20 protein-coding genes and 1 pseudogene are annotated in these 21461 nt (G+C 56.5%); 15 read left to right on the top strand and 6 right to left on the bottom strand.

Annotation, left to right across the window (positions count from 1 at the left end; genetic code table 11):
• Positions 1–220: 220 nt before the first annotated feature.
• A complete protein-coding gene (locus BSF44_RS27630; protein WP_095946181.1) occupies positions 221–1975 on the bottom strand; it encodes a murein L,D-transpeptidase in 1755 nt (584 codons plus the stop codon).
• 85 nt (positions 1976–2060) lie between these two features.
• Between BSF44_RS27630 and BSF44_RS27625 the strand changes: the two genes are divergently transcribed.
• The 6 genes from BSF44_RS27625 (at position 2061) to BSF44_RS27600 (ending at position 7728) form a co-directional block, all read left to right on the top strand.
• On the top strand, positions 2061–2789 hold the full coding sequence (locus tag BSF44_RS27625; protein WP_095946180.1) for a murein L,D-transpeptidase catalytic domain family protein: 729 nt from the start codon (positions 2061–2063) through the stop codon (positions 2787–2789).
• A 79-nt stretch (positions 2790–2868) separates the two neighbouring features.
• On the top strand, positions 2869–4575 hold the full coding sequence (locus tag BSF44_RS27620; RefSeq protein ID WP_095946179.1) for a copper resistance system multicopper oxidase: 1707 nt from the start codon (positions 2869–2871) through the stop codon (positions 4573–4575).
• Positions 4576–4585: 10 nt separating this feature from the next.
• Positions 4586–5488, top strand: coding sequence for a copper resistance protein B (locus BSF44_RS27615; RefSeq protein ID WP_095946178.1), 903 nt, complete (start codon positions 4586–4588; stop codon positions 5486–5488).
• Between the two features lie 52 nt (positions 5489–5540).
• Entirely contained in the window at positions 5541–5924 is a 384-nt protein-coding gene (gene copC, locus BSF44_RS27610; protein ID WP_095946177.1) for a copper homeostasis periplasmic binding protein CopC, read from the top strand.
• Positions 5925–5927: 3 nt separating this feature from the next.
• Positions 5928–6851, top strand: coding sequence for a copper homeostasis membrane protein CopD (gene copD, locus BSF44_RS27605; protein ID WP_095946176.1), 924 nt, complete (start codon positions 5928–5930; stop codon positions 6849–6851).
• 91 nt (positions 6852–6942) lie between these two features.
• Entirely contained in the window at positions 6943–7728 is a 786-nt protein-coding gene (locus BSF44_RS27600; protein ID WP_095946175.1) for a transporter substrate-binding domain-containing protein, read from the top strand.
• A gap of 68 nt (positions 7729–7796) precedes the next feature.
• Here BSF44_RS27600 and BSF44_RS27595 read toward each other — a convergent pair whose 3' ends face one another.
• Positions 7797–8018 (bottom strand): hypothetical protein, encoded by a 222-nt coding sequence (locus BSF44_RS27595; protein ID WP_095946174.1) that lies wholly within the window; start codon positions 8016–8018, stop codon positions 7797–7799.
• Between the two features lie 466 nt (positions 8019–8484).
• On the opposite strand from BSF44_RS27595, the gene BSF44_RS27590 reads away from it, so the two are divergent.
• The 4 genes from BSF44_RS27590 (at position 8485) to BSF44_RS27575 (ending at position 12779) form a co-directional block, all read left to right on the top strand.
• Complete coding sequence (locus tag BSF44_RS27590; RefSeq protein ID WP_095946173.1) at positions 8485–8754, top strand: short-chain dehydrogenase; 270 nt, start codon at positions 8485–8487, stop codon at positions 8752–8754.
• 294 nt (positions 8755–9048) lie between these two features.
• On the top strand, positions 9049–10110 hold the full coding sequence (locus BSF44_RS30175) for a hypothetical protein (protein WP_141250103.1): 1062 nt from the start codon (positions 9049–9051) through the stop codon (positions 10108–10110).
• A 758-nt stretch (positions 10111–10868) separates the two neighbouring features.
• Positions 10869–11447 carry a hypothetical protein gene (locus tag BSF44_RS27580; RefSeq protein ID WP_095946172.1) on the top strand — a complete coding sequence of 193 codons (579 nt, stop codon included), beginning with the start codon at positions 10869–10871 and terminating at the stop codon, positions 11445–11447.
• Positions 11448–11681: 234 nt separating this feature from the next.
• On the top strand, positions 11682–12779 hold the full coding sequence (locus BSF44_RS27575; protein ID WP_141250102.1) for a hypothetical protein: 1098 nt from the start codon (positions 11682–11684) through the stop codon (positions 12777–12779).
• Positions 12780–12781: 2 nt separating this feature from the next.
• Here BSF44_RS27575 and BSF44_RS30890 read toward each other — a convergent pair.
• Positions 12782–13332, bottom strand: a pseudogene (locus BSF44_RS30890) (phage portal protein); the annotation flags it as partial.
• 157 nt (positions 13333–13489) lie between these two features.
• Here BSF44_RS30890 and dusA point away from each other — a divergent pair.
• The gene (gene dusA, locus BSF44_RS27565; RefSeq protein WP_095946170.1) at positions 13490–14485 is read left to right on the top strand and encodes a tRNA dihydrouridine(20/20a) synthase DusA; all 996 of its coding nucleotides are present in this window, start codon (positions 13490–13492) and stop codon (positions 14483–14485) included.
• A gap of 55 nt (positions 14486–14540) precedes the next feature.
• Here the strand turns inward: dusA and BSF44_RS27560 are convergent, their stop codons facing one another.
• Positions 14541–15374, bottom strand: coding sequence for an undecaprenyl-diphosphate phosphatase (locus tag BSF44_RS27560; protein WP_095946169.1), 834 nt, complete (start codon positions 15372–15374; stop codon positions 14541–14543).
• Positions 15375–15932: 558 nt separating this feature from the next.
• On the opposite strand from BSF44_RS27560, the gene BSF44_RS27555 reads away from it, so the two are divergent.
• From BSF44_RS27555 to BSF44_RS27540, 4 genes are all read left to right on the top strand, one after another.
• Entirely contained in the window at positions 15933–16673 is a 741-nt protein-coding gene (locus BSF44_RS27555; RefSeq protein ID WP_095946168.1) for a winged helix-turn-helix domain-containing protein, read from the top strand.
• 293 nt (positions 16674–16966) lie between these two features.
• A complete protein-coding gene (locus BSF44_RS27550) occupies positions 16967–17626 on the top strand; it encodes a winged helix-turn-helix domain-containing protein (RefSeq protein ID WP_095946167.1) in 660 nt (219 codons plus the stop codon).
• 391 nt (positions 17627–18017) lie between these two features.
• Positions 18018–19412 (top strand): undecaprenyl-phosphate glucose phosphotransferase, encoded by a 1395-nt coding sequence (locus BSF44_RS27545; protein WP_095946166.1) that lies wholly within the window; start codon positions 18018–18020, stop codon positions 19410–19412.
• Positions 19413–19620: 208 nt separating this feature from the next.
• Complete coding sequence (locus BSF44_RS27540) at positions 19621–20181, top strand: cytochrome b (protein ID WP_095946165.1); 561 nt, start codon at positions 19621–19623, stop codon at positions 20179–20181.
• Positions 20182–20300: 119 nt separating this feature from the next.
• On the opposite strand, the gene BSF44_RS27535 is transcribed toward BSF44_RS27540, so the two are convergent.
• Both BSF44_RS27535 and BSF44_RS31205 read right to left on the bottom strand, forming a co-directional pair.
• Positions 20301–21227 carry a 1-aminocyclopropane-1-carboxylate deaminase/D-cysteine desulfhydrase gene (locus tag BSF44_RS27535; RefSeq protein ID WP_095946164.1) on the bottom strand — a complete coding sequence of 309 codons (927 nt, stop codon included), beginning with the start codon at positions 21225–21227 and terminating at the stop codon, positions 20301–20303.
• A 155-nt stretch (positions 21228–21382) separates the two neighbouring features.
• The coding region (locus BSF44_RS31205) for a hypothetical protein (RefSeq protein WP_371918300.1) at positions 21383–21461 on the bottom strand (79 nt) is incomplete at its 5' end.

Raw genomic sequence — 21461 nt, 5'->3', positions numbered from 1 at the left:
TGCGGTGGCGCTGACGGAAACCGATCTGCTTGTGGTGGTGCAACAAGGGTTGGCGCTTTAGGGGATTGGCTGAATACCAGTTTGTTGAATGCCACAAACCCTGTAGGAGCGAGCCTGCTCGCGATGGTCGTTAACGATAACGCGTACTTACTGGCTAAACGCGGCGTTCTTGAGTCCATCGCGAGCAGGCTCGCTCCCACAAGGTCCGGGGTGTGATTCATTACTGTTTGCTCTGCCCCGTCACCACCAGCGGCACCTCTGCAAGACGCAAGTCCAGGGCGGGTAATTTCACAGGCTGACTCAAGCCCTGCAACACCCTGGCATCGTAATCATAAATGTCAGGCTTGAACGTCACCCGCCCGTCCTTGCTCAGGTCCACGGTCCAGTAAGCCAACAACACCGGCACTTTCACCGGTAGCAGGACGTTCTCGGTCCGGCCATTGGCCAACTGCTTCTGGATGCCGGCGCTGTTCCAGCGCACCGGGTCGTTGAACAACAGTTCGACCAGTTGCAGCGGGTTTTCCACACGGATGCAGCCTGAGCTGGTGGCCCGGACCGTTTTGGCGAACAGCTCGCGGTGCGGTGTGTCGTGCAGGTAAATCGCATAGTCGTTGGGGAAACGGATCACCACCTGCCCCAGCGAACTGTCGGGGCCGGCATCCTGACGCAGATGGATGCCTCGCGGATTGCTCCAGTCAACGTCCGACGGGTCGAGCACATTGCCTTCGCGATCAAGCACACGAATCCGGTTCGCCGCCAGGTAGCCCGGATCGTTCTGGACTTTCGGAATCACGTCCTGCTTGAGGATGGTCGGCGGCACGGTCCAGGTCGGGTTGAAGGTGATGTAGGTGATTTCGGCCTGGAACACCGGCGTACTGCGCACCGGTTTACCGACTTGCACCCGCGAATGCCAGATCGGCAGACCGTCGCGATACATCGCCACCTTGTAGCCGGCGATATCGACGATCACAAACGTGCCCTGAAGCTTGTACAACAGCCAGCGGGCACGCTCCATGTTGACCCGCACCTGATCGATCCGCGCCTCGACAGGCACGTTCAGGGCCGCCAGCGTCGCCGCCCCCGCCACACCATCGGCCCCCAGGTATTGCTCGGCCTGATATTTCTTCACCGCGGCAATGACCTTGTCGTCATAACCGGCTTTTTTCGACAAGTGCGGGTCCAGGTAACCGCCCGCCACCAGACGCGCACGCAATTGTGCGACCGCCACCCCGTCCATGCCCGGCTTGAGCGATTGACCTTCGGCGACTTTCGGCCAGCCGCCCGCATCACGGACCTGGCGCAACCGGGCCAGGCCCTCACGCAAGTTGCGGTAAATCTCTTCCTGAGGAGGTGCCTCGGCAAAGGCACGCGCCACGTCATGGTCATCGAGGGCGGCGAACAGATTGTTCATGTCCTCGCGGGCATTGCCGCCGGCAGGTTCGAAATTCCAGTGAATGTCCAGCCGCGACGGATCGACTTTGCCCCGCCGCAATTGCAGCAGCGCGGTGATGAAGGTGCGGGTCGCCGCCATGTCGAACATTGCCCGTTGCGCCGTGGAAGGCATGGCCGCCGCCAGCGACTCATGGGCCCGGGCCAGTTCGGTGATGCGAAAATCCGCCGGGTTCAGGCCGTCGATCCGGGTGTCTTCGAGGCTCTTGAGTAATTGCGCCACGTCACGATCATCCGTCCACGCGGCGCGATAGTTGCGATGCATATAGAAATCGAGCACCACCCGGCTGACATCCACCCGCTGATGGCGCCTGGAGGTGAGCAACGGCGGAAAAGCCGACCGCAGCGGTTCCAGCGCCGCCTGAATCGCATGGCCGACCGCATCGCCGGGCACGGCGGCATCGATTGTGCTGCTCGCCACCGATACCGGCTCAATCGGCGAAATTTGCCCAACCGCCGCACCGCTGATCAGAAAGCCCATAAAAAACATGCGGCTTATGACGAATGACCTTGTTAATTGCACCATGGATAATCCTTAATCCCCCGTTTCAAACGGCTAGCTTTCCACTCGCCGCCAGCTAGACTCGAAATTATCATGATGAGACCCGACTATGGCGCTAAACCGCTTTGGCCTTTTATTTGCCATTTTACTGACGTGCCTTTCAGTAACGTCAGCCTACGCCGATTCGCTTGAAAACGCGCTGGTCAAAGCAGCCCCCGGCGCCGACGCCAAAGTGATTGCCCTGGCCGTTCGGGCCACCCAATGCATCCGCGCCCAAGGCGTTGCCCCCGCCCAAAGACTGGCGGTGATCGATTACTCCCTGCCCTCGACCGAACAACGCCTGTGGGTCTTTGATCTCAAGCGGCGCAAGTTGCTGTTTCACGAGCTGGTCGCCCATGGCCGCAACAGCGGTGAAAACATGGCCACGCTGTTCTCCAACCGCAATGAAAGCCACGCCACCAGCCTCGGCCTGTTCCGCACCCAGCAAAGCTACCTCGGCCAGAACGGTTACTCGTTGCGCATGGAAGGCCTGGAGCCCGGCTTCAACGATAACGCCTTTGACCGGGCCATCGTCATTCACGGCGCGCCCTATGTCAGCCCGGTGCTGGCTCGCGCCAATGGCCGAATCGGCCGCAGCCTCGGTTGCCCGGCCGTCAGACCGGCGATTGCCCATCGGCTGATTGATTCGATGAAGGACGGGCAATTGTTGTTTTCCTACTACCCGGACCAACGCTGGCTGAAGTCGTCTTCCTACATCAACTGCGGCGGCGACACCGTGGCCTCGAGGGAAAAGTCCACTTCAAGCCAGAAAACGACGCCCAACCTGTCAAAAATGTAATCTTCGCCTCAGCCTGCTGAAAGCACCGCCCGCTAGACTCATCGGCAAGTTCAACAGGCTGACGGGCGGAACACACGGCATGCACTCCCACACTTCAAGACGCACCTTCGTCAAAGGCCTGGCCATCGGCGGGCTCTTCGGCGGCCTCGGGTTATGGCGCACGCCGGTCTGGGCGATCAGCAGCCCCGGCGAACCGCAGGTGTTGGCGGGTAGCGACTTCGACCTGTTCGTCGGCGAATCCCCGGTCAACTTCAGCGGCAACCCGCGCACCGCCATGACCATCAACGGCGGCATTCCCGGCCCGCTGCTGCGCTGGCGTGAAGGCGATACGGTGACGCTGCGGGTGCGCAACAGACTCAAGGACAGCACCTCCATTCACTGGCACGGCATCTTGCTGCCAGCCAACATGGACGGCGTGCCGGGGCTGAGCTTCAAGGGCATCGAGCCCGGCGGCCTGTACGTCTATCAGTTCACCGTGCGGCAGAACGGCACCTACTGGTATCACAGCCACTCAGGGTTCCAGGAACAATCCGGCGTCTACGGCCCGCTGGTGATCGACGCCAAAGACCCGGAGCCGTTCCAGTACGACCGCGATTACGTGGTGATGCTCAGCGACTGGACCGACGAAGACCCGGTCGGCCTGATGAAGGCCCTGAAAAAGCAGTCCGATTACTACAACTTCAACAAACGCACCGTGGGCGACTTCATCCACGACGTCAGCGAAAAAGGCTGGGGGCCGGCCGTCGCCGATCGCAAGATGTGGGCCGAGATGAAGATGAACCCCACCGACCTGGCGGACGTCGGCGGCGCCACCTACACCTACCTGTTGAACGGCCAGGCGCCCGATTCGAACTGGACCGGGGTGTTCCGCCCGGGGGAAAAGCTGCGGCTGCGCTTCATCAACGGCTCGTCCATGACCTACTTCGACGTGCGCATCCCCGGCCTGAAAATGACCGTGGTCGCTGCCGATGGCCTGCACGTCAAACCGGTGAGCGTCGACGAATTTCGCATTGCCGTGGCGGAGACCTTCGACGTTATCGTCGAGCCGACCGAAGCGGCCTACACCCTGTTCGCCCAGGCGATGGATCGCACCGGCTACGCACGGGGCACCCTGGCGGTGAAGGCGGGACAGGTTGCACCACTGCCGCCACTGGACCCGCGCCCGCTGGTGACCATGGAAGACATGGGCATGGGCGGCATGGACCACGGCAGCATGGCGGGCATGGATCACAGCAACATGGACATGGGCGACATGCCCGGCATGCAGTCCCACCCGGCCTCGGAAACCGACAACCCACTGGTGGACATGCAAGCCATGTCCACCTCACCGAAACTCGACGATCCGGGCATGGGCCTGCGCAACAACGGTCGCCGCGTGCTCACCTATTCCGACCTGCGCAGCACCTTCGAAGACCCGGACGGCCGCGAGCCTGGCCGCAGCATCGAGTTGCACCTGACCGGCCACATGGAAAAATTCGCCTGGTCGTTCAACGGCGTGAAGTTCTCTGATGCAGAGCCCCTGCGCCTCAAGTACGGCGAGCGGCTGCGGATCGTGCTGGTCAACGACACGATGATGATGCACCCCATCCACCTGCACGGAATGTGGAGCGACCTCGAAGACGAGAATGGCCAGTTCATGGTGCGCAAACACACCATCGACATGCCGCCGGGCTCCCGGCGCAGCTATCGGGTCACCGCCGATGCGCTCGGCCGCTGGGCCTATCACTGCCATCTCCTGTACCACATGGAAATGGGCATGTTCCGTGAAGTTCGCGTGGAAGAATGAGGTGCACCCCATGATTCGATTCACCCCGTTTTTTTTGGCACTCGCGACCTCGACGGCGATGGCCGCCAGCGATGACATGCAAGGCATGGATCACAGCCAGATGGACCATGGTCAGATGCAAGGCATGGACCACAGTCAGATGGACCACACCCAGATGCAAGGCATGGACGACGGCCAGATGCAGCCCGCCGCGCCCAGCGAAAGCCGTACGCCGATCCCGGTGCTGACCGATGCCGATCGCGCTGCGGTGTATGCCGATCCCGCCGGCCACCACGTACACGACAGCACGCTCAATTCCTTTTTCCTCGCCGACAAACTGGAGTGGCAGGACGCCGACGACGGCAGCACCCTGGCCTGGGATTTGTCCGGTTGGGTCGGCGGTGACATCGATCGCCTGTGGCTGCGCTCCGAAGGTGAACGCACCAACGGCGTGACCGAAGACGCGGAAATCCAGGCCCTGTGGGGCCACGCCATTTCCCCGTGGTGGGACGTCGTCAGCGGCGTGCGCCAGGACTTCAAACCCGGCGCCCCGCAAACCTGGGCCGCGTTCGGCGTGCAGGGTATGGCGCTGTACAACTTCGAGGCCGAAGCCACGGCCTTCATCGGCGAAGGCGGCCAGAGCGCCGTGCGGCTGGAAGGCGACTACGACATCCTGCTGACCAACCGGCTGATCCTGCAGCCGACCGTCGAGCTCAACGCCTACGGTAAAAACGATCCGCAACGGGGTATCGGCGCGGGCCTGTCCAACACCGAAGCCGGCCTGCGCCTGCGCTACGAAATCCGCCGGGAATTCGCGCCCTACCTCGGCGTAACCTGGAACCGCACCTACGGCAACACCGCCGACTTTGCCAACGACGAAGGCGAGGACCGCAGCGAAGCACGCCTGGTGCTCGGTGTTCGGCTGTGGTTCTGAACAGACTCACCCAAAACCAACAACAACCGCTTCAAGCGGTAAAGGACCTTGCATGCGCCTCATCAAACCCACCGCTATCGCAGTCGCGTTGCTCAGCGGCCTGCTTGTCAGCACCCTCGCTCAAGCGCACCCCAAACTACTCTCTTCCACCCCGGCGCAAGGCGTAGAAGGTGCATCGCCGGACAAGATCGAACTGCACTTTTCCGAAAACCTCGTCACCCAGTTTTCCGGCGCCAAACTGCTGATGACCGAAATGGCCGGCATGGCCCACGCCCCGATGCCGGTCAAGGCCAAAGTCAGTGGCGGCAGTGACCCGAAGACCATGTTCATCATCCCGGCAGCACCCCTGACTGCCGGCACTTACAAGGTCGAATGGCGCGCGGTGTCGTCGGACACCCACCCGATCACCGGCAACGTCACCTTCAAAGTGAAATGATCGATGAGCGACTCGGCCAACGTCGTGCTGCGGTTTGTGTTGTATGCGGATCTGATGCTGTTGTTTGGTGTGGCACTGTTCGGGCTGTATAGCCTCAAAGGACGGGACCGACGTTCGGGGACCGTGCTGCCCTTTTGCGGATTGTTGGCGGGCTTTGCCGGGCTCGGGGCATTGTTGTCGAGCGCCGGCATGGTGCTGATGGCGAGTACCATGAGCGGCGAATCAGACGTTGCCGAGTTGCGTCCTCACATCGAGATGATGCTGTTCGAGACAGACGTCGGGTTGGCCTGGGCTGTGCGGATGATTGCGTTAGCGGTCGTGGGGCTGGCGTTGATACTGAACCCACGCGCCCCCGGTATCAGCCTGGTGATCGCTGCCACGGCCGGCGGCATCGCCCTCGCCAGCCTGGCCTGGAGCGGGCATGGCGCCATGGACGAAGGCAGTCACCGCTACTGGCACTTTACGGCAGACATCCTGCACCTGTTGGTGGCCGGCGTCTGGTTCGGCGCGTTGCTCGCGTTTGCCCTGATGGCTCAACCCCGGGCCCTGCAAACCGAAGCACACATTCGCTTGCTGGCCGACGCGGTCAAGCGATTCGAACTTGTCGGTGCGCTGATCGTTGTGATCATCACCGTGACGGGCTTGGTGAACTACCTGTACATCGTCGGGCCGAAGCTCGATGAGGTTTTACTCAGCCACTACGGAATTCTGCTGGCGATCAAAGTGCTGCTGTTTGCCGGGATGCTGGCGTTGGCGGCGTTGAACCGCTTCCATCTTGGCCCCTTGCTGGAGCAGTCGTTGCGCGACGGCCAATATCGCGCGGCAGCCCATGCACTTCGGCGCAGTGTGGTGGTGGAAATGGCCGCGGCGGTATTGATTGTGGGGCTAGTGGCGTGGTTGGGGACGTTGAGTCCGGAAGTGGAATGAGGCATCTTCAGGGGGCGTTGATTTTTCCCACCGGTGAAAGTTTCACTACACTCTCCCTTCAAAACCACTCCAGCACAAAAGCCCGATAACAATGACGAAAATCAAAAGAGCAATGATGCTCGGCGGCTTGCTCGCACTTTCCCTTGGCGCTCAGGCAGAACCTTCGCATCTGGACAGCGTCATGCAACAGGGACAACTGCGGGTCTGCACCACCGGCGACTACAAGCCCTACACCCTCAAGGCCGCGGACGGCGAATATTCCGGCATCGACATCGCCATGGCCCGCGCACTGGCCGACAGCCTTGGCGTCAAGGTCGAGTGGGTGCCCACCACCTGGAAAACCCTGATGCCCGACATGCTCGCCGGCAAGTGCGACATCGCCATGGGCGGCATCTCGGTTACCCTCGAACGGCAGAAAAAAGCCTTCTTCAGCAGCATCCTCGACGTCGACGGCAAAATCCCACTGGTGCGCTGCGAAGACCAGGCGCGGTACCAGACCGTCGAACAGATCAACCAGCCAACGGTTCGCCTGGTCGAACCCGCCGGCGGCACCAACGAAGCCTTCGTCCACGCCTACCTGCCCAAGGCGCACTTGCGACTGCACGACAACGTGAGCATCTTTCAGGAACTGCTGGATAAAAAAGCCGACGTGATGATCACCGATGCCTCGGAAGCGCTGTACCAGCAGAAGCTCAGGCCGGGCCTGTGCGCGGTCAACCCCACGCACTACATGCAGTACGGCGAAAAAGCCTACCTGCTGCCCCGCGACGACATCACCTGGAAGCTGTACATCGATCAGTGGTTGCACTTGGCCAAGGCGACAGGCACCTACCAGAAGATCCTGCGCCAGTGGCTGGCGGTGCCTGACGCCAAGTAACGGATCATTCTTTTCGCACAAAAAAGGGCGCCCCCAAAGGAGCGCCCTTCTTCATTGCGGACCATGTATCAGTCGTCGTGCAGCAAACCTGAACCGTATTCACCAAAGCTGTTGCCGAGTGCGCTGCCGTGGAAATTCATCTTGTCGGGAGTACGGCTGGTCGGTCCCGGGCCGAAGCCGGCAGGCTGCACGGAGTCGGCCGAATAATCGTTGTGGGAGCTCATACCCGAACAGGCGCTCAACAACAAAGCTCCGGCCATCAGCGAGACTTTGACGAGGTTTGCGATCATTTTTTGATTCCTGTGGGTTGAGGCGCGAGGGGCATGATCTTTGGTGGACATGCTATGCCTCACCCAAACGAAACATCATGAAACTTTTCGGCAAGTCAGCGTTGGTTCAGGGATTGCGATGTCTCAAAATCGGCGCCAGTGTTCAAAAAGAGCAGCGTCCTACACGACATCAGGAATTGTCCGTACACTCCGCCATTGCTGCGCCTTTGCCACGAGTCCTATAGTCCGGCCCACGCCCTTACGGCGTCTCGGGTTTGGCGACTCGATTGCAATTGAACCGAAGCCTTCGACCAATTCGGAGCGCTTCGGAACGCACTTGGCTGCCTGTTTTATGGTGGCTGTGCGCGGGAGACCTCAGGGTCTGCCGGTTTCTCCATTGCCCGGTTCGCCAACCCGCGTACGGCTACCACCCACTCGTTTGGCGACGATTGAGTGATAGCTCTCATGAACTAATGGAGCTTCACTTATGAATGAGTACATGGCTTTAACCAGCAATGCCGATGACCTCCCCTCGCTGTTCGTCAACACCACACAACCTCTGCACTCACTGCTCAGCACGGCCAGTTACAGAATCCGAGCGGTAACGCAGATTCTTGAAAATCTGGCTATGCGTGGTGACATCACCAGCGATACGGTGGTTCTCAGCGACTTTGCGTTGTTGTGCTGCGTGCCGTTGCGCGATGGTTGTGATGTGTTGGATGTGATTGCGCGGCGGATGGATGCTGAGTCGTCCTGACGCAAAAAAATGGGGCGCCTTACGGGGGCGTCCCTTTGCATTCATGGTTGCTGCTGGGGTGTAAACGTGCCGATGATGGATTGGACGAACCTACGCTAGCACCCCATAAAACACTGGATGATATGGAGCATAGAATTTCTACGTACCAATTTTGTACCAGTGCTCTGTCCTGAGCTTCATCCTTTGCTATTCACCCCTAAATGTTCATGGCAAAATGCCTTCAACAGGTCATTAATGTCCTGTTCCTAAATAGTTATTTTTAACGAAAAAACTCTTAAAACAGGGACAATAATCATGGCAGGCGGTGATATAAACCTAATAATATCTGATGATGATTCCGACGATCAGTTCATACAAGTACCAATTAAGAAGAAAGATTTTGGAGACTTTATTACAAGCCTCCTTGGTCAGCGAGAGACTATAAACGGTCAAAAAGCTGGCTCATTCATAATTGATCATGCATGGTTGATGAACCTACACCACTTAATAGATCAACGTATAAAACTTCAAGCCAAGTCATCCTTAGTCGACTTCTCAGCAACAATTAGCTATCACAATGCACCCGACAGAACGATTACTACCGTTAAAGGTTTCGCTCACTTTAACGAAACCAGAATCACCACTACCAACAGCATCGCCTTAACCTGGACCTATTTAGTTATTTTTCCAGGGAAACCATCCCCTGAAAAACAAGAAATTTCAGTTCGCTTTGTATCAGACCCCTCTATTTTGATTACACGTCAAGGTGCGATATTCGGTCGAATTCCAGAGTTTACTGGTGGTCTAGCATCATTTACCGTAGCTCATACAGAGAGAACATGGGGTGATGATGTTACTGCGCTACTTTTGCGTGAGGTTGAGGCATGTTTTAAACCCGAAACATTCCTTGACAAACACCAAAATACAATCACATCCATCCTAGCAGCAACTTTCTTAATGGCAGGAATCTTCTTGCCCGGCTACATCGAGGAACTGGTTCGCCAAAAAGAAGTAGCAGACATTTTCATGAAAGCCTTGCCTAACGGTATTTCATTCACATCATTGAACATTGATGAAAAATTAAACCTAGCTCTGACAATTCTCCAACCTAGCAACCAACTTCACACCATCGGAACAGGATACAAACTGCTAAGCCTTATTTGCAGCATGGCAATTTCAGCTGTAGTTTTATTTGGATTTGATACCACGAAAAAATCGCACATTCTTTTAACAAAAAAAGATACCTCAGACAAAGAATGCGAAGAGAAAAAGGAAAGATTCAAGCTGGCAAGAAGACTCATTTCAGTTGCATCAGCAATAGCTCTTGGGGTCGCGGGAAATTACGCATACTATCTATTACATCTCCCCCCATCTTAAAAAACATCCTGCCCGCCAATTAGTCGTATCTGGGCATTCGTTACGAGCATTCCAAGCTGATAACGAGTGCCCGAGTCCCCTCACCCGCTCCACTATTTCACGGCTTCAAGCGGCTCCTAGTCAACGCGGTGCACAGCTGATGACAGTTACTGTCCCTGGTAGTGTTTGTGCAGCAACGTACGTACACATCATCTGATGGACCATTGCCTGTGCCCACCATGAACCCCATATTCAAAGCCGCCGCGTGATCCCGGATGCTGTGCTCCCGATTTCTTTCTGGAGCCCATTCGCCATGATGCGTCCCGACGCAAAAGTCGAAAAAGTGTATCTGTACCCCAAGCCAGTCGACTTCCGAAAGTCCATCGATGGCCTAGCTACCCTAGTCGAGCTGGACATCAAGTTCGCCGTCTTCGATCCCCGGACTTGCTCCCTCGCAGGGATGCGCAGGCTTTTCCCCTCCCAGAAACGTCAGAGCAAGCCCAGTCAGGCCCGCGCCGCAGCACCTGCAGGAGTGCAGAAAAAACGACACATTTAGCCCGCAGGCGTGGCGGGGGGACGGCTGCGCGCGCCAGGCCGAAATGCCCTATTGCCGGCAAGACCACCAGAAGCGGGGTGTTTGAGTATCCGACACTCTAAATCCCCCCGAAGTTACTTTACTCAAGCCAGCAGTTGGCTGGTTTGAACCGATGAAAAGCGGTAGTGTCAGTCTGATATCGAGTGAAACCAATTAGGCTTTCACCACATGCAAGGAGCAAGAGATGTTCGAAGAGTTTATGAACGACACGATCGCCATCCAGAAGCAAAACGGTGACAAAGTAGAAGGGCTTAAAGCGTCAGTTCAATCGCCGCTGATTCACTTGGACAATCCTGCTGTCGTTGTAGAGATCGGGGATCTAATTGAGCGGCGTATGTCCAATGGTGCGATCGAAACCTACGAGGTACTCGATCCGGATTTCTATGAGGCGTTCCATGGTTTCCCCCCTCATTACAAGCTACGCGTCAGGAAGCTTGGCGTGCCTGAAGCTAAGGCACGGGTTCAAAGCATCACGTACAACATCAGCGGGCACAATGCCCGGGTGAACCATGACTCAGTCGACAACTCAACGAATACCGTCACAATTGGGAATGACCTGCAAGACTACGTGGACGCGCTCCGACAGGTGATCTCCACGCTTGGTGACGCTCAGCGAAAGGATGCCTCTGAAATAGTGGACGCAGTAGCAGCTAACCTCGCTTCGCAGAAGCCCAGCAAGACTGTCGTCTCGGCCCTGTTGTCTGCACTGCCCCACCTCGCCAGTATCAGCACCATAACCTCTTCAATCCTCGCAGCTTTGTAATCTAAGCCCCTCAATGGTGCATATGACGTCTTCGTCAACTTTAGTCTGTAATGACAGCTCTCGCAGAACCCTGTGACTGTGGTCACAGGACAACTCTGAGGCGGCGCCGAAACTCCGACACGTATGGACCGCGGGCGTGGCGGGGGATGAGTCCGCGCGCCATGTCAGATGCAGCAAGTTTCTGGGCGGTAGCTGTATGATTTGCTAACTTTTTGGGAGTTTGGGGGAAAAGCAATGGGACAGGCGAAATCACGAGGCACTAAAGAAGAACGCGTGCAGGAAGCGTTAGATCGCCAGAAGGAAGCCGAGCGCGCAGCTGCCGAGCGTCGACGAGCCATAGGCCAGCATAGAGCCAGGTTCATCAAGCTTTATCAGAGCAAGGTGTGCCTTGCACCACACCAAGATCATGAAGGACCAATCGTATCTGCGCACACTCTGTCCCTCGAAGCATTTTTAAGACCGATATCAAGAGACGGTCGCGTTTATGCTATGCGTGGAACCCTGAGTGGAGATGGCTCAAAATTTCCACTGAACCTTGAGCTGCAAGGTTTGAGAGATGTTTCGGTTTTCAATGGATTCTGCCGCACACATGATCGTGATCTATTCGCGTGCATTGAAACTCGGCCATTCGAATTTAGCTCCGAGCAACTGTTCATGCTTGCATACCGAGCCGTAGCTCGCGAAAGCTATTTAAAGCGAAAACAGTTTGAGTCCACCCCGTCCCCCGAACAGTACGCTGCGATGCATAGCATCAAAGAAGAAGTACAGTATTCAGAAGAGTTTGAAAAATATCTTTCAGAGATTCTCGAAAGCGCATCAGACATTGAAGCGCTGAAGAGCAGACTGGATGAAATACTGATAGCTAAAGATTGGGAGAGACTTGTGTCTCGGGCTTTGATCTTCCCTGAGCCGCCGTCGGTAGTAGCGTCTTTCGCTGTCGAGCCAACCGTCGACTTTAACGGAAATCGGCTTCAAAACCTGTCAGACAGGACTGTCGAAATATCTCATGTAATGGTTTCGATCATCCCTCTAAAAACCGGTAGCGCTGCAATTTTTTCTTGGCTCGATACTGCTAATGACGCTCCACTGAGACTTTTTGAGTCATTGGCACATTCCGGCTCACCCACAATAGCCGTAATACATGCAGCACTAGATCTCAGTGAAAACGTTGCGCTTTCTCCTGAATGGTATGAGTCATTAAAGCCGGCGATCCATAAATACATCGAATCTCGAATGTTAAATTTCGCCCAGGACGAAATTTATGCAACTCATGGCAACCCGTTGACGCGCTCCCCGAACCTTGGCGATTGGGGAGAACCAACCCATTTTTAGAATCAACGTGAACCATTTTCAAAAGGCTTGAACTTAACAACTTCTTCCTCCATCCAGTCATTAACCTGGGTAAGCCTGGTCTGGATGGGCTCCAGTTCATTGAGGGCCCAAATATCTGCTGCCTCCCGAATCCCCCCCCGGCGTTCTGCGGCACGATACCCATCAATTGAGGCGGAATGCGCAGTGCCGCGAGCAAATCGTCGCGACTAATGTTCTTGATCGCCCCAAAGTCATCCTTCGCCGCGACCTCGCTGATGGGGATCAGTTGCAGACCATCCTTCTTGCCACAAGATGCATACATGAGCAAGTTGCGGAAGTTGCCCGGGTCTTTGCTGCTCTTCATCGCCGATCGCAGGTCGTTCCCGAAATCCTCGTTCTGAGCGGCGTCGGTCATGTACCTGATGAAGCCGGCATGACTACCGTTCTGGTAGTATTTGCGGTGGAAAAGTGTGGCACTTTCATTGAGCAACGCGCTCTGCGAGGCTGCCATCCACTCGGGTAAACCATAGATTTCCTGGTTGATGTCTGCCTCACGCAGGTGGCGCACGCTCCCGGCCTTGCGAAAAAAGGGGACAGATCTATTTTCCAGTGGGTCCACGCACGCACCCTCGGTCCGATGTCTCGAATATCGCTATAAGACTCACCTCGGTCCCACCGCCCCATTCCTGATAAACTCCCCACCTCCCAGCCTCACCGATTCCAGATCCCCCATGTCCGTAACCACCGCCACACCCGCCCCGCTCTCCCGCCGTTTCTCCGTCGCGCCCATGATGGATTGGACCGACCGCCACTGCCGCTTCTTCCTGCGCCTGCTGTCGAAAAACGCCCTGCTCTACACCGAAATGGTCACCACTGGTGCCCTGCTCAACGGCGATCACGAGCGCTTCCTTCGCCATAACGAAGCCGAGCACCCGCTCGCCCTGCAACTCGGCGGCAGTGTCCCGCTGGACCTGGCCGCGTGTGCGCGCATGGCGCAGGAGCATGGTTACGACGAGGTGAACCTGAATGTCGGCTGCCCGAGTGATCGGGTGCAGAACAATATGATCGGCGCGTGCCTGATGGGGCATCCGCAACTGGTGGCCGATTGTGTGAAGGCGATGCGGGATGCGGTGTCGATTCCGGTGACGGTCAAGCACCGTATCGGGATCAACGGGCGGGACAGTTACGAGCAGCTGTGTGATTTCGTCGGCACGGTGCGCGATGCCGGGTGCACCAGTTTTACCGTGCACGCGCGGATTGCGATTCTGGAGGGGTTGTCGCCGAAGGAAAACCGCGACATCCCGCCCCTGCGTTATGACGTGGCGGCGCGGCTGAAGGTGGATTTTCCCGAGCTGGAGATCATTCTCAACGGCGGGATCAAGACGCTGGAGGCCTGTCACGAACATTTGCAGACGTTCGACGGTGTGATGTTGGGCCGCGAGGCGTATCACAACCCTTATGTGATGGCCGAGGTGGATCAGCAGCTGTTCGGCAGCACGGTGCCGGTGATCACCCGTGCCGAAGCACTGGCGCAGCTGCGGCCTTATATCGCTGCACACATCGACGCTGGCGGTTCGATGCACCACATCACTCGCCATGTGCTGGGGCTGGGCACCGGGTTCCCGGGGGCGCGCAAGTTTCGGCAGTTGTTGTCGGTGGATATCCACAAGGCCAAGGAGCCCCTGGCCTTGCTGGATCAAGCTGCGGAGCTGCTTGAAGGGCGCTAATGCCCGGTTGTTCTCGTCACTTCAGCCAGGCGGTTTGATCCGCCTGGCTCGCCTGTCAGCCGGCGGTCGCCGCCGTCCAGTTCACCCATCCGAATGCCCAGGTTGCCAGGATCAACAATCCGAAAACGATCCGGTACCACGCGAAGGCGGCATAACTATGGTTCGCAATGAACTTGAGCAGGCCGCGTACGGCGATCATGGCGAAAAAGAACGCCGTGACGAAGCCCAGGGCGAAAACCGGCAGGTCGCCAGCCTGGAACAGCTCTCGGTACTTGTAGCCTGAATACACCGCCGCACCGACCATGGTGGGCATCGCCAGGAAGAACGAGTACTCGGTGGCTGCCTTGCGCGACAGGCCAAACAGCAAGCCGCCGATAATGGTCGATCCGGAGCGGGAAGTGCCCGGTATCATCGCCAGGCATTGCGCGAAACCTACCTTCAGTGCATCCGACCAGCGCATGTCGTCGACATGGTCCACGTGCACCACGTGGTCCCTCTGCTCCGCCCACAACATGACAATACCGCCCACGACCAATGCGACTGCCACGGTGATCGGGTTGAACAGGTAGTGATGAATCTGGTCGGCGAACAAGACACCCAGAACCACGGCCGGAAGAAAACCGATCAGCAAGTTCAGCGTGAATCGTTGTGCATTGCGTTGGGTCGGCAGTCCTTTGACGATCTCTGTAATCTTGCGGCGAAACTCCCAGACAACAGCAAGGATTGCGCCCAGCTGAATAATGATATTGAACGCCATGGCGCGTTCACCGCCAAATTCCAGCAAGTCCGCAACAATAATCTGGTGGCCCGTACTGGAGATCGGCAAAAACTCAGTCAGGCCCTCTACCGCGCCCAGGATCAACACTTTGAAAAGGGTCCAGAAATCCATCAATCCTCCGTCAGACCGTTCTGCGGGAACGATCCGTCAACTGCACTCAGATATTGAGTAGCTCAAGCAAAACATTCGAGACATCCACACCCATTACCTGATGTAGCAAGGGAGAATATGTCTTATCAAAAGACACACTCAAGCCATGTTAATAATCGTCCGGGTACGAACAGCTAGGAAATATATTTAGCTATTTAGTAGAAAAAAGCCTCGCCACTCAATAAAGTGTGATCGCTCTCACACTAATTATGTGTCTTACTGGATTCAGCACCCTGGCATGAATGGTGGCACGCAGTGGGCCAAACAGTGGCAAAAGGACACAAAAAACAAATCGCCATCGTTTCAAAATAGTGGCACAATTTCATATTGCCACCATCTAACGATGATATTTCACTAGTTCAGCTCGCCGAGAAAATCAACTAAAAGCTTGAAAAGCTTAAATATTGTTAAAAAACTCGGGAGCCACGTCTAAAATTCGCGCAAATGTTACCAATTGTCAGTCACAGATGAGAACCGGTGCTTTAACATCCCGATGTCAGCACCTATTCGAGTCAATGCATGATGCTTACAGGGAACTTAGCGACTAGAAGCCAGCGCCAGACAAACGATGAACCCGGAGTTCTCACTCTAGGTCGTACCCGTGGCGTGGCTGAACATTTTAGAGCGCTAGTCGCAAGGCATGTGCGGACCGATATGGCACTAGAGGCCAACTCTTACACTAGTTCATTCAAGAAGAATGAACGCCCTGGTTCGTATCGCGCCATCTTCATCATCATCGACAGCCCCCAAGCCCTCGAGGAAAGCCTCGCGCTAGTGGAAAACCTGCGCACCGGCAACTTGAAACCCATCATTTGCGCGGTCATCACGGGCCGAGGCACCTACAACAAGATCAAGTACTATCTTGCGGGGGCCGACTACTGCATCAAGCTCAATACCCTTTCCGATGAAAGCTCTGAGTTGCTTGCCGAGTTCTTCAACAGTGAAGAATGGCAAAGAGATATCAATTTGATATTGGACCCGACCCGTATTTGTCTACTGGGCACCAGCAAGAAGCTGGACATCTCCTTTGCAGAAATGAAGATCCTCGAAGCCTTCGCGCAAACCAGTAACCACATACTAAGTCACGATGAAATCGCCAACATCATGGGGCTCAACACCAACTTTTATGACCCCAGGGCGTTGGAAAAGTCGATCAGCCGCCTTCGTGGAAAAATCAAGGACATGTATGGCACAAACGCCATCCAGAGCATCCGGGGGCATGGTTACCGGTTGATGAGGGGGCTGATCTCAACCCCCTGATACACAGAAGAGATGGCGCTTTAGTATCAATTAATCAGGCGATTTCCTTAACGACAAAAGTCTAGACTTCATCGTTTTTTTTGTATTTCATACCAAAGGCATTTATCGATTCCATGACCGTGGCAACATCGAACCATAACAATAAAAGTTTATTCTATAGCAGCAGATCGAGTGGAACCTATCGAGGGCCAAATTTGGGCCCAGACCCTGCCTTTCGACCACTTCCCAGGGAGTCATTGCTCCCCTGCCGATCATCTTTTCGCCAAATTTGGTGTGTACTTCAGGAGAGAGACATGGAAACTAGTACAACCCTCCCAAGGAAATACTTTGTCGTCGTGACCCACAGCACTACGTCGCAGCGTGAACTTGAGACCCTCTTGTCCAGTGAGCGCTTCAACTCGTTTGGCACCTCCCAGGCACAAATGTTTATTGAAGGTGCTGCGTCGCCCTCTTCCGCTCCCGTGCTGATGGAGTTCCGCTACCCAAGCGTTTCAAGGAAAAACGTTGCGCGCAGTATCGAGCATGATACACAGCGACTATTGGCCACCCTGGAGTCCGAATGGCTGGCAGCGCAATCGACGAATCCATTCCACAGCATGCCGGCAACAGCCGGTGCAGCCAACGATATTGCGCAAACAATCGAGGGCGACACGCCATACAGCGAAGCCTGGCAACTCGACAAGGATCAAAGCGTATTGGTAAAAGAGGGCGTCGAGATCAGCCTGACCGGATTGGAAGCCGCACTGGTAAAGAAAATGCTGCACCATGAAGAGCGTGTCGTCAGTCGAGACGAACTGATCCTCAGCATCGGCAGGGAGCCGGAACAATATCGCGGCCTGGAAATGTGCCTGAGTCGACTGCAAGACAAATTCAAAAGTGCCAGCAATGGTGAACGGCTGTTTCGTGCAGTAAGAAATCGCGGCTATTGCCTGATCCAAGAAGTCGTGGCGTAAACACCTCCACCTTTAGCGAATAAGACAAACAGAAACAGTGCGATTACAACAATAAAAAAGCACTCTGTTTGGTTTCAACCTCCGCGCCAATCAGACCGCCCTCATCCCCACCCCTCCTACAATACCAAAGACCACTCTAATTATTCACCTCCTTCCATTCGACCTTTTCTAACGCTCGGCCTTTTCTAAAATCCTGATAGTTGGCACTTTGCCATCTTGTTAGAACTCGTCAGACAGCATCTCCGCCAATAACTTAGTCTATTGACTGACGACAGTTCGGCATATCGACGTTGTTGCCTCAGGACACTCGCTCTAACAACAATAATAAGTCTGTTTAACAACTCGGATTTCCACTGTCGAAACCTGAATAGACGTCTTTTGGGGATATTGTATGGATCTTACTCTTAGTATCAATCGAAACACCGGCCTCAAGGGACTTACCTTTTGGGGGCAATGGGCGCTGGCACAGGGCTTTGTAGTTTCCCTGTTGTTCATACTTGCCGAGCGGCACACTGGAACGGTCGAATTCTATTACAGAATGTGCGCGACGCTCGCCGTACTGGCCTCGGTTCCGGCTTATACGTTCAGTGGTGTGTACCGCAAAAGAGACAATTATCTGTCAGGGCTGGGACGCCTGTTCATGGGCTGGTCCATGACGATGGCCGCGCTGGCCTGCATCGCGTTTATCTGCAAGGCCGATGAGCTGTTTTCCCGACAAGTCATCCTGGGTTGGGCGGTGTACGGCTTCCTCGGCCAGGCGTTGCTGTATGCGCCGCTGCATGCGTTCTCGAAGTTCTACCAGCGGTCACGTAAAAGCGAGCATAAAACCCTGATCGTCGGCACCGGTGAACTGGCGCTGGGATTGGCGAACAAGCTGAGCGACCTCGAAAACCTGCCGTTGGTGGGCCTGGTCAGCAACGGTGCCCTTCCTGCCCTGGAGCCGGGCGCACCGCGCATCGTCGGTGCCCAGGAGGACTTGCTGGAACTGATCAAGACCCATGACATCCGTCGTTTGTACATCACGCTGCCCCTGTCGGAAGCGGCAAAAATCGAAGCCCTGTACGTCGATTTGCTGGATGCCAACGTTGACGTGGTCTGGGTGCCGGACTTGAACAGCCTGACGCTGCTCAATCACTCGGTGAAAGTCGTGGACGGCCTGCCGGCGATCTACTTGAACGAAAGTCCGCTGACCAGCCGGCCCACTGCCGCGCTCAGTAAAAGCCTGGTGGAAAAGAGCGTGGCCCTGCTGGCCATTATCCTGTTGAGCCCGGTGTTGCTGGTCATTGCCCTGGCCGTAAAGCTCAACTCCCCCGGCCCGGTGTTCTTCAAGCAGGACCGCCATGGCTGGAACGGCAAGGTGATTCAGGTCTGGAAGTTCCGCTCCATGCGCGTGCACGATGACCATGAGGTCAAGCAGGCCAGCCGTAACGACTCGCGTATCACCGCCGTCGGACGCTTCATCCGTCGCACTTCGCTGGACGAGTTGCCGCAACTGTTCAATGTGCTGCAAGGACAAATGGCACTGGTCGGCCCGCGCCCTCATGCCATCGCGCACAACAACTACTATTCCGGGAAAATTCTCGCCTACATGGCGCGCCACCGAATCAAACCGGGCATCACTGGCCTGGCGCAGATCAACGGTTGCCGTGGCGAGACCGACACCATCGACAAGATGCAGAAGCGTGTCGAGATCGACCTCAAGTACATCAACAACTGGTCGTTGTGGCTGGACCTGAAGATTCTGGTGAAGACGCCGTTCACCTTGTTGTCGAAGGACATCTACTGACGGTTTAGGGCTGTACAAGGCAACACCGCAAGGGGACGCAAGTCCCCTTTTTCGTCGCTGTGAATCGGCAGATTTTTTCTCCCTGCTACCAGAGCAAGAGCATCCAGCGACCAATCGTCTCAGGCAAACCCGGTGAAACAGGATTACAGTTAGAGCACACCGTCGGACAAGAACGGTGGCTTTAAACCGGACCTCTGAGGAACACCGTATGCCGTGGAAAAACTCCGAGTCGCGCTACAGCACCGTATCGATCGCGCTGCATTGGTTGATGCTGGTCCTGCTGGTGCTGGTTTACGCCTGTATCGAGTTTCGCGGGCTCTTTCCCAAGGGCAGTGGTGGGCGCACGCTGATCGTCGAATCACACTTCATGCTCGGCCTGACCGTATTCGTACTGGTCTGGCTGCGACTGTTCGCGCGCAGCCTCGGCCCGGCGCCGCAGATCTTCCCGGCCTCGCCGCACTGGCAAACGACGCTGGCCAGGCTGATGCACTGGGCGCTGTACATTTTCATGATCGTCACGCCGATTCTCGGCTGGCTGGTCACCAGCGCCAAAGGCAATCAGGTGATGTTCTACGGTTTCGACCTGCCGATGCTGGTAGCGGAAGACAAGGACCTGGCCAAACAACTCCAGGGCTGGCATGAGCTCGGCGGCACTATCGGCTATTGGCTGATCGGCCTGCATGCCGCGGCCGGGCTGTATCACCACTATGTGGTGGGCGATAACACCTTGCTGCGGATGATGCCCAAGCGGGTGAACCGCGACGCCTGAGACCAATGAACTCCAATGTGGGAGCTTGCTCGCGATGAGGGTGTTGCATTCGGCGCATTTGTCGACTGATACACCGCCATCGCGAGCAGGCTCGCTCCCACATTGGTTTTCGGTGACTTTCAGACTTGTGAGTTGAACCCCCGCCGCCCTTGCAAGCCGCCCGTGTGGACGAACATCAGCCGAGTGCCCCGGGCGAACTTCCCCGCCTCGACTTGTTGCTTGAGGGCCATGAGTGCCTTGCCGGTATACAGCGGCTCCAATGGAATACTTCCCGCCTGCTCTGTCTGTTCGATAAAGTCGAGCAGCAGCGGATCAACCTTGGCAAACCCGCCGCGACTGGCCTCGAACAGCTCATACACTGCATTGATCAGCCCCGCTTCCTGCACGATCCTCTCGACCTGCTGCGCCACACCGTGGTCGTCAGGCACCGCCAGGGCACCGTACACCGGATGATCCCCCGCTTCGGCCAGCACCAGGCCGGCCAGAGTTGTGCCGGTTCCGCAGGCCAGCCACCAACCGTCATAGTCACGCCAACCCAAGCCCTCCAGTTGCGCGCAAACGCTGGCCCGCAGTTGCATGCAGCCCTGGGCGCCAGGCAAACCGCCTCCCCCTTCAGGCACCGGATGCAACGTCGGGTAGCGGGTTTGCCAGGGTCGCCAGAAACCCTCTTCATGCCTGGCTCGATAGCCTGCGTAACCGAGCCAGTGCAACTCCATGCCGAACGCCTGCAAGTCCTTGACCGTCGGGGTTTGCTGCGGATGCCCGCGCAACAGGCCGACAGTGGCAAAGCCCAGGCGCTTGCCCGCCGCCGCCAATGCGTGGAGGTGATTGGAGTGCGCGCCACCGAGACTGATGATGCCTTCGCCACCCTGGCGTTCGGCGGTCTTCAGGTGCTCGATGAGCTTGAACCATTTGTTGCCGCTGATCAGCGGGTCGATCTGGTCCAGACGCAGTACCGCTACTTCGATGCCGGCTTGAGTGAGCCAGTCGAGATCAAGGCGTTGGAGGGGAGCCTGGGGTAGCCAGGTGGAGAGAGGGAGAAGCATTGGCGCCTGATTGAGCTAAAAAAGAATTTACATTCTAGTCGCTCAAAGACAGCCATCGCGAGCAGGCTCGCTCCCACACTGAATCTGTGTCGTTCAGCAGATCGAAGGTGGGAGCGAGCCTGCTCGCGATAGCCATTGGTATGCTGAGCCTGCTATTACAACTGCGCCGCCAACCGCGAACCCTGATTGATCGCCCGCTTGGCATCCAGTTCTGCCGCAACATCCGCGCCGCCG

Origin of the sequence: Pseudomonas sp. ACN8 (genome assembly GCF_002303925.1) — a bacterium.
Lineage (GTDB): Bacteria > Pseudomonadota > Gammaproteobacteria > Pseudomonadales > Pseudomonadaceae > Aquipseudomonas.
The sequence above is the reverse complement of the archived record's forward strand: the minus strand, read 5'-3'. Positions and strand labels throughout refer to the sequence as shown.

Excerpts from the sequence above, each read along its gene's own strand:
- BSF44_RS27630 (WP_095946181.1), bottom strand. The coding sequence starts at position 1,975 with ATGGTGCAATTAACAAGGTCATTCGTCATAAGCCGCATGTTTTTTATG.
- BSF44_RS27625 (WP_095946180.1), top strand. The coding sequence starts at position 2,061 with ATGGCGCTAAACCGCTTTGGCCTTTTATTTGCCATTTTACTGACGTGC.
- BSF44_RS27620 (WP_095946179.1), top strand. The coding sequence starts at position 2,869 with ATGCACTCCCACACTTCAAGACGCACCTTCGTCAAAGGCCTGGCCATC.
- BSF44_RS27615 (WP_095946178.1), top strand. The coding sequence starts at position 4,586 with ATGATTCGATTCACCCCGTTTTTTTTGGCACTCGCGACCTCGACGGCG.
- copC (WP_095946177.1), top strand. The coding sequence starts at position 5,541 with ATGCGCCTCATCAAACCCACCGCTATCGCAGTCGCGTTGCTCAGCGGC.
- copD (WP_095946176.1), top strand. The coding sequence starts at position 5,928 with ATGAGCGACTCGGCCAACGTCGTGCTGCGGTTTGTGTTGTATGCGGAT.
- BSF44_RS27600 (WP_095946175.1), top strand. The coding sequence starts at position 6,943 with ATGACGAAAATCAAAAGAGCAATGATGCTCGGCGGCTTGCTCGCACTT.
- BSF44_RS27595 (WP_095946174.1), bottom strand. The coding sequence starts at position 8,018 with ATGATCGCAAACCTCGTCAAAGTCTCGCTGATGGCCGGAGCTTTGTTG.
- BSF44_RS27590 (WP_095946173.1), top strand. The coding sequence starts at position 8,485 with ATGAATGAGTACATGGCTTTAACCAGCAATGCCGATGACCTCCCCTCG.
- BSF44_RS30175 (WP_141250103.1), top strand. The coding sequence starts at position 9,049 with ATGGCAGGCGGTGATATAAACCTAATAATATCTGATGATGATTCCGAC.
- BSF44_RS27580 (WP_095946172.1), top strand. The coding sequence starts at position 10,869 with ATGTTCGAAGAGTTTATGAACGACACGATCGCCATCCAGAAGCAAAAC.
- BSF44_RS27575 (WP_141250102.1), top strand. The coding sequence starts at position 11,682 with ATGGGACAGGCGAAATCACGAGGCACTAAAGAAGAACGCGTGCAGGAA.
- dusA (WP_095946170.1), top strand. The coding sequence starts at position 13,490 with ATGTCCGTAACCACCGCCACACCCGCCCCGCTCTCCCGCCGTTTCTCC.
- BSF44_RS27560 (WP_095946169.1), bottom strand. The coding sequence starts at position 15,374 with ATGGATTTCTGGACCCTTTTCAAAGTGTTGATCCTGGGCGCGGTAGAG.
- BSF44_RS27555 (WP_095946168.1), top strand. The coding sequence starts at position 15,933 with ATGATGCTTACAGGGAACTTAGCGACTAGAAGCCAGCGCCAGACAAAC.
- BSF44_RS27550 (WP_095946167.1), top strand. The coding sequence starts at position 16,967 with ATGGAAACTAGTACAACCCTCCCAAGGAAATACTTTGTCGTCGTGACC.
- BSF44_RS27545 (WP_095946166.1), top strand. The coding sequence starts at position 18,018 with ATGGATCTTACTCTTAGTATCAATCGAAACACCGGCCTCAAGGGACTT.
- BSF44_RS27540 (WP_095946165.1), top strand. The coding sequence starts at position 19,621 with ATGCCGTGGAAAAACTCCGAGTCGCGCTACAGCACCGTATCGATCGCG.
- BSF44_RS27535 (WP_095946164.1), bottom strand. The coding sequence starts at position 21,227 with ATGCTTCTCCCTCTCTCCACCTGGCTACCCCAGGCTCCCCTCCAACGC.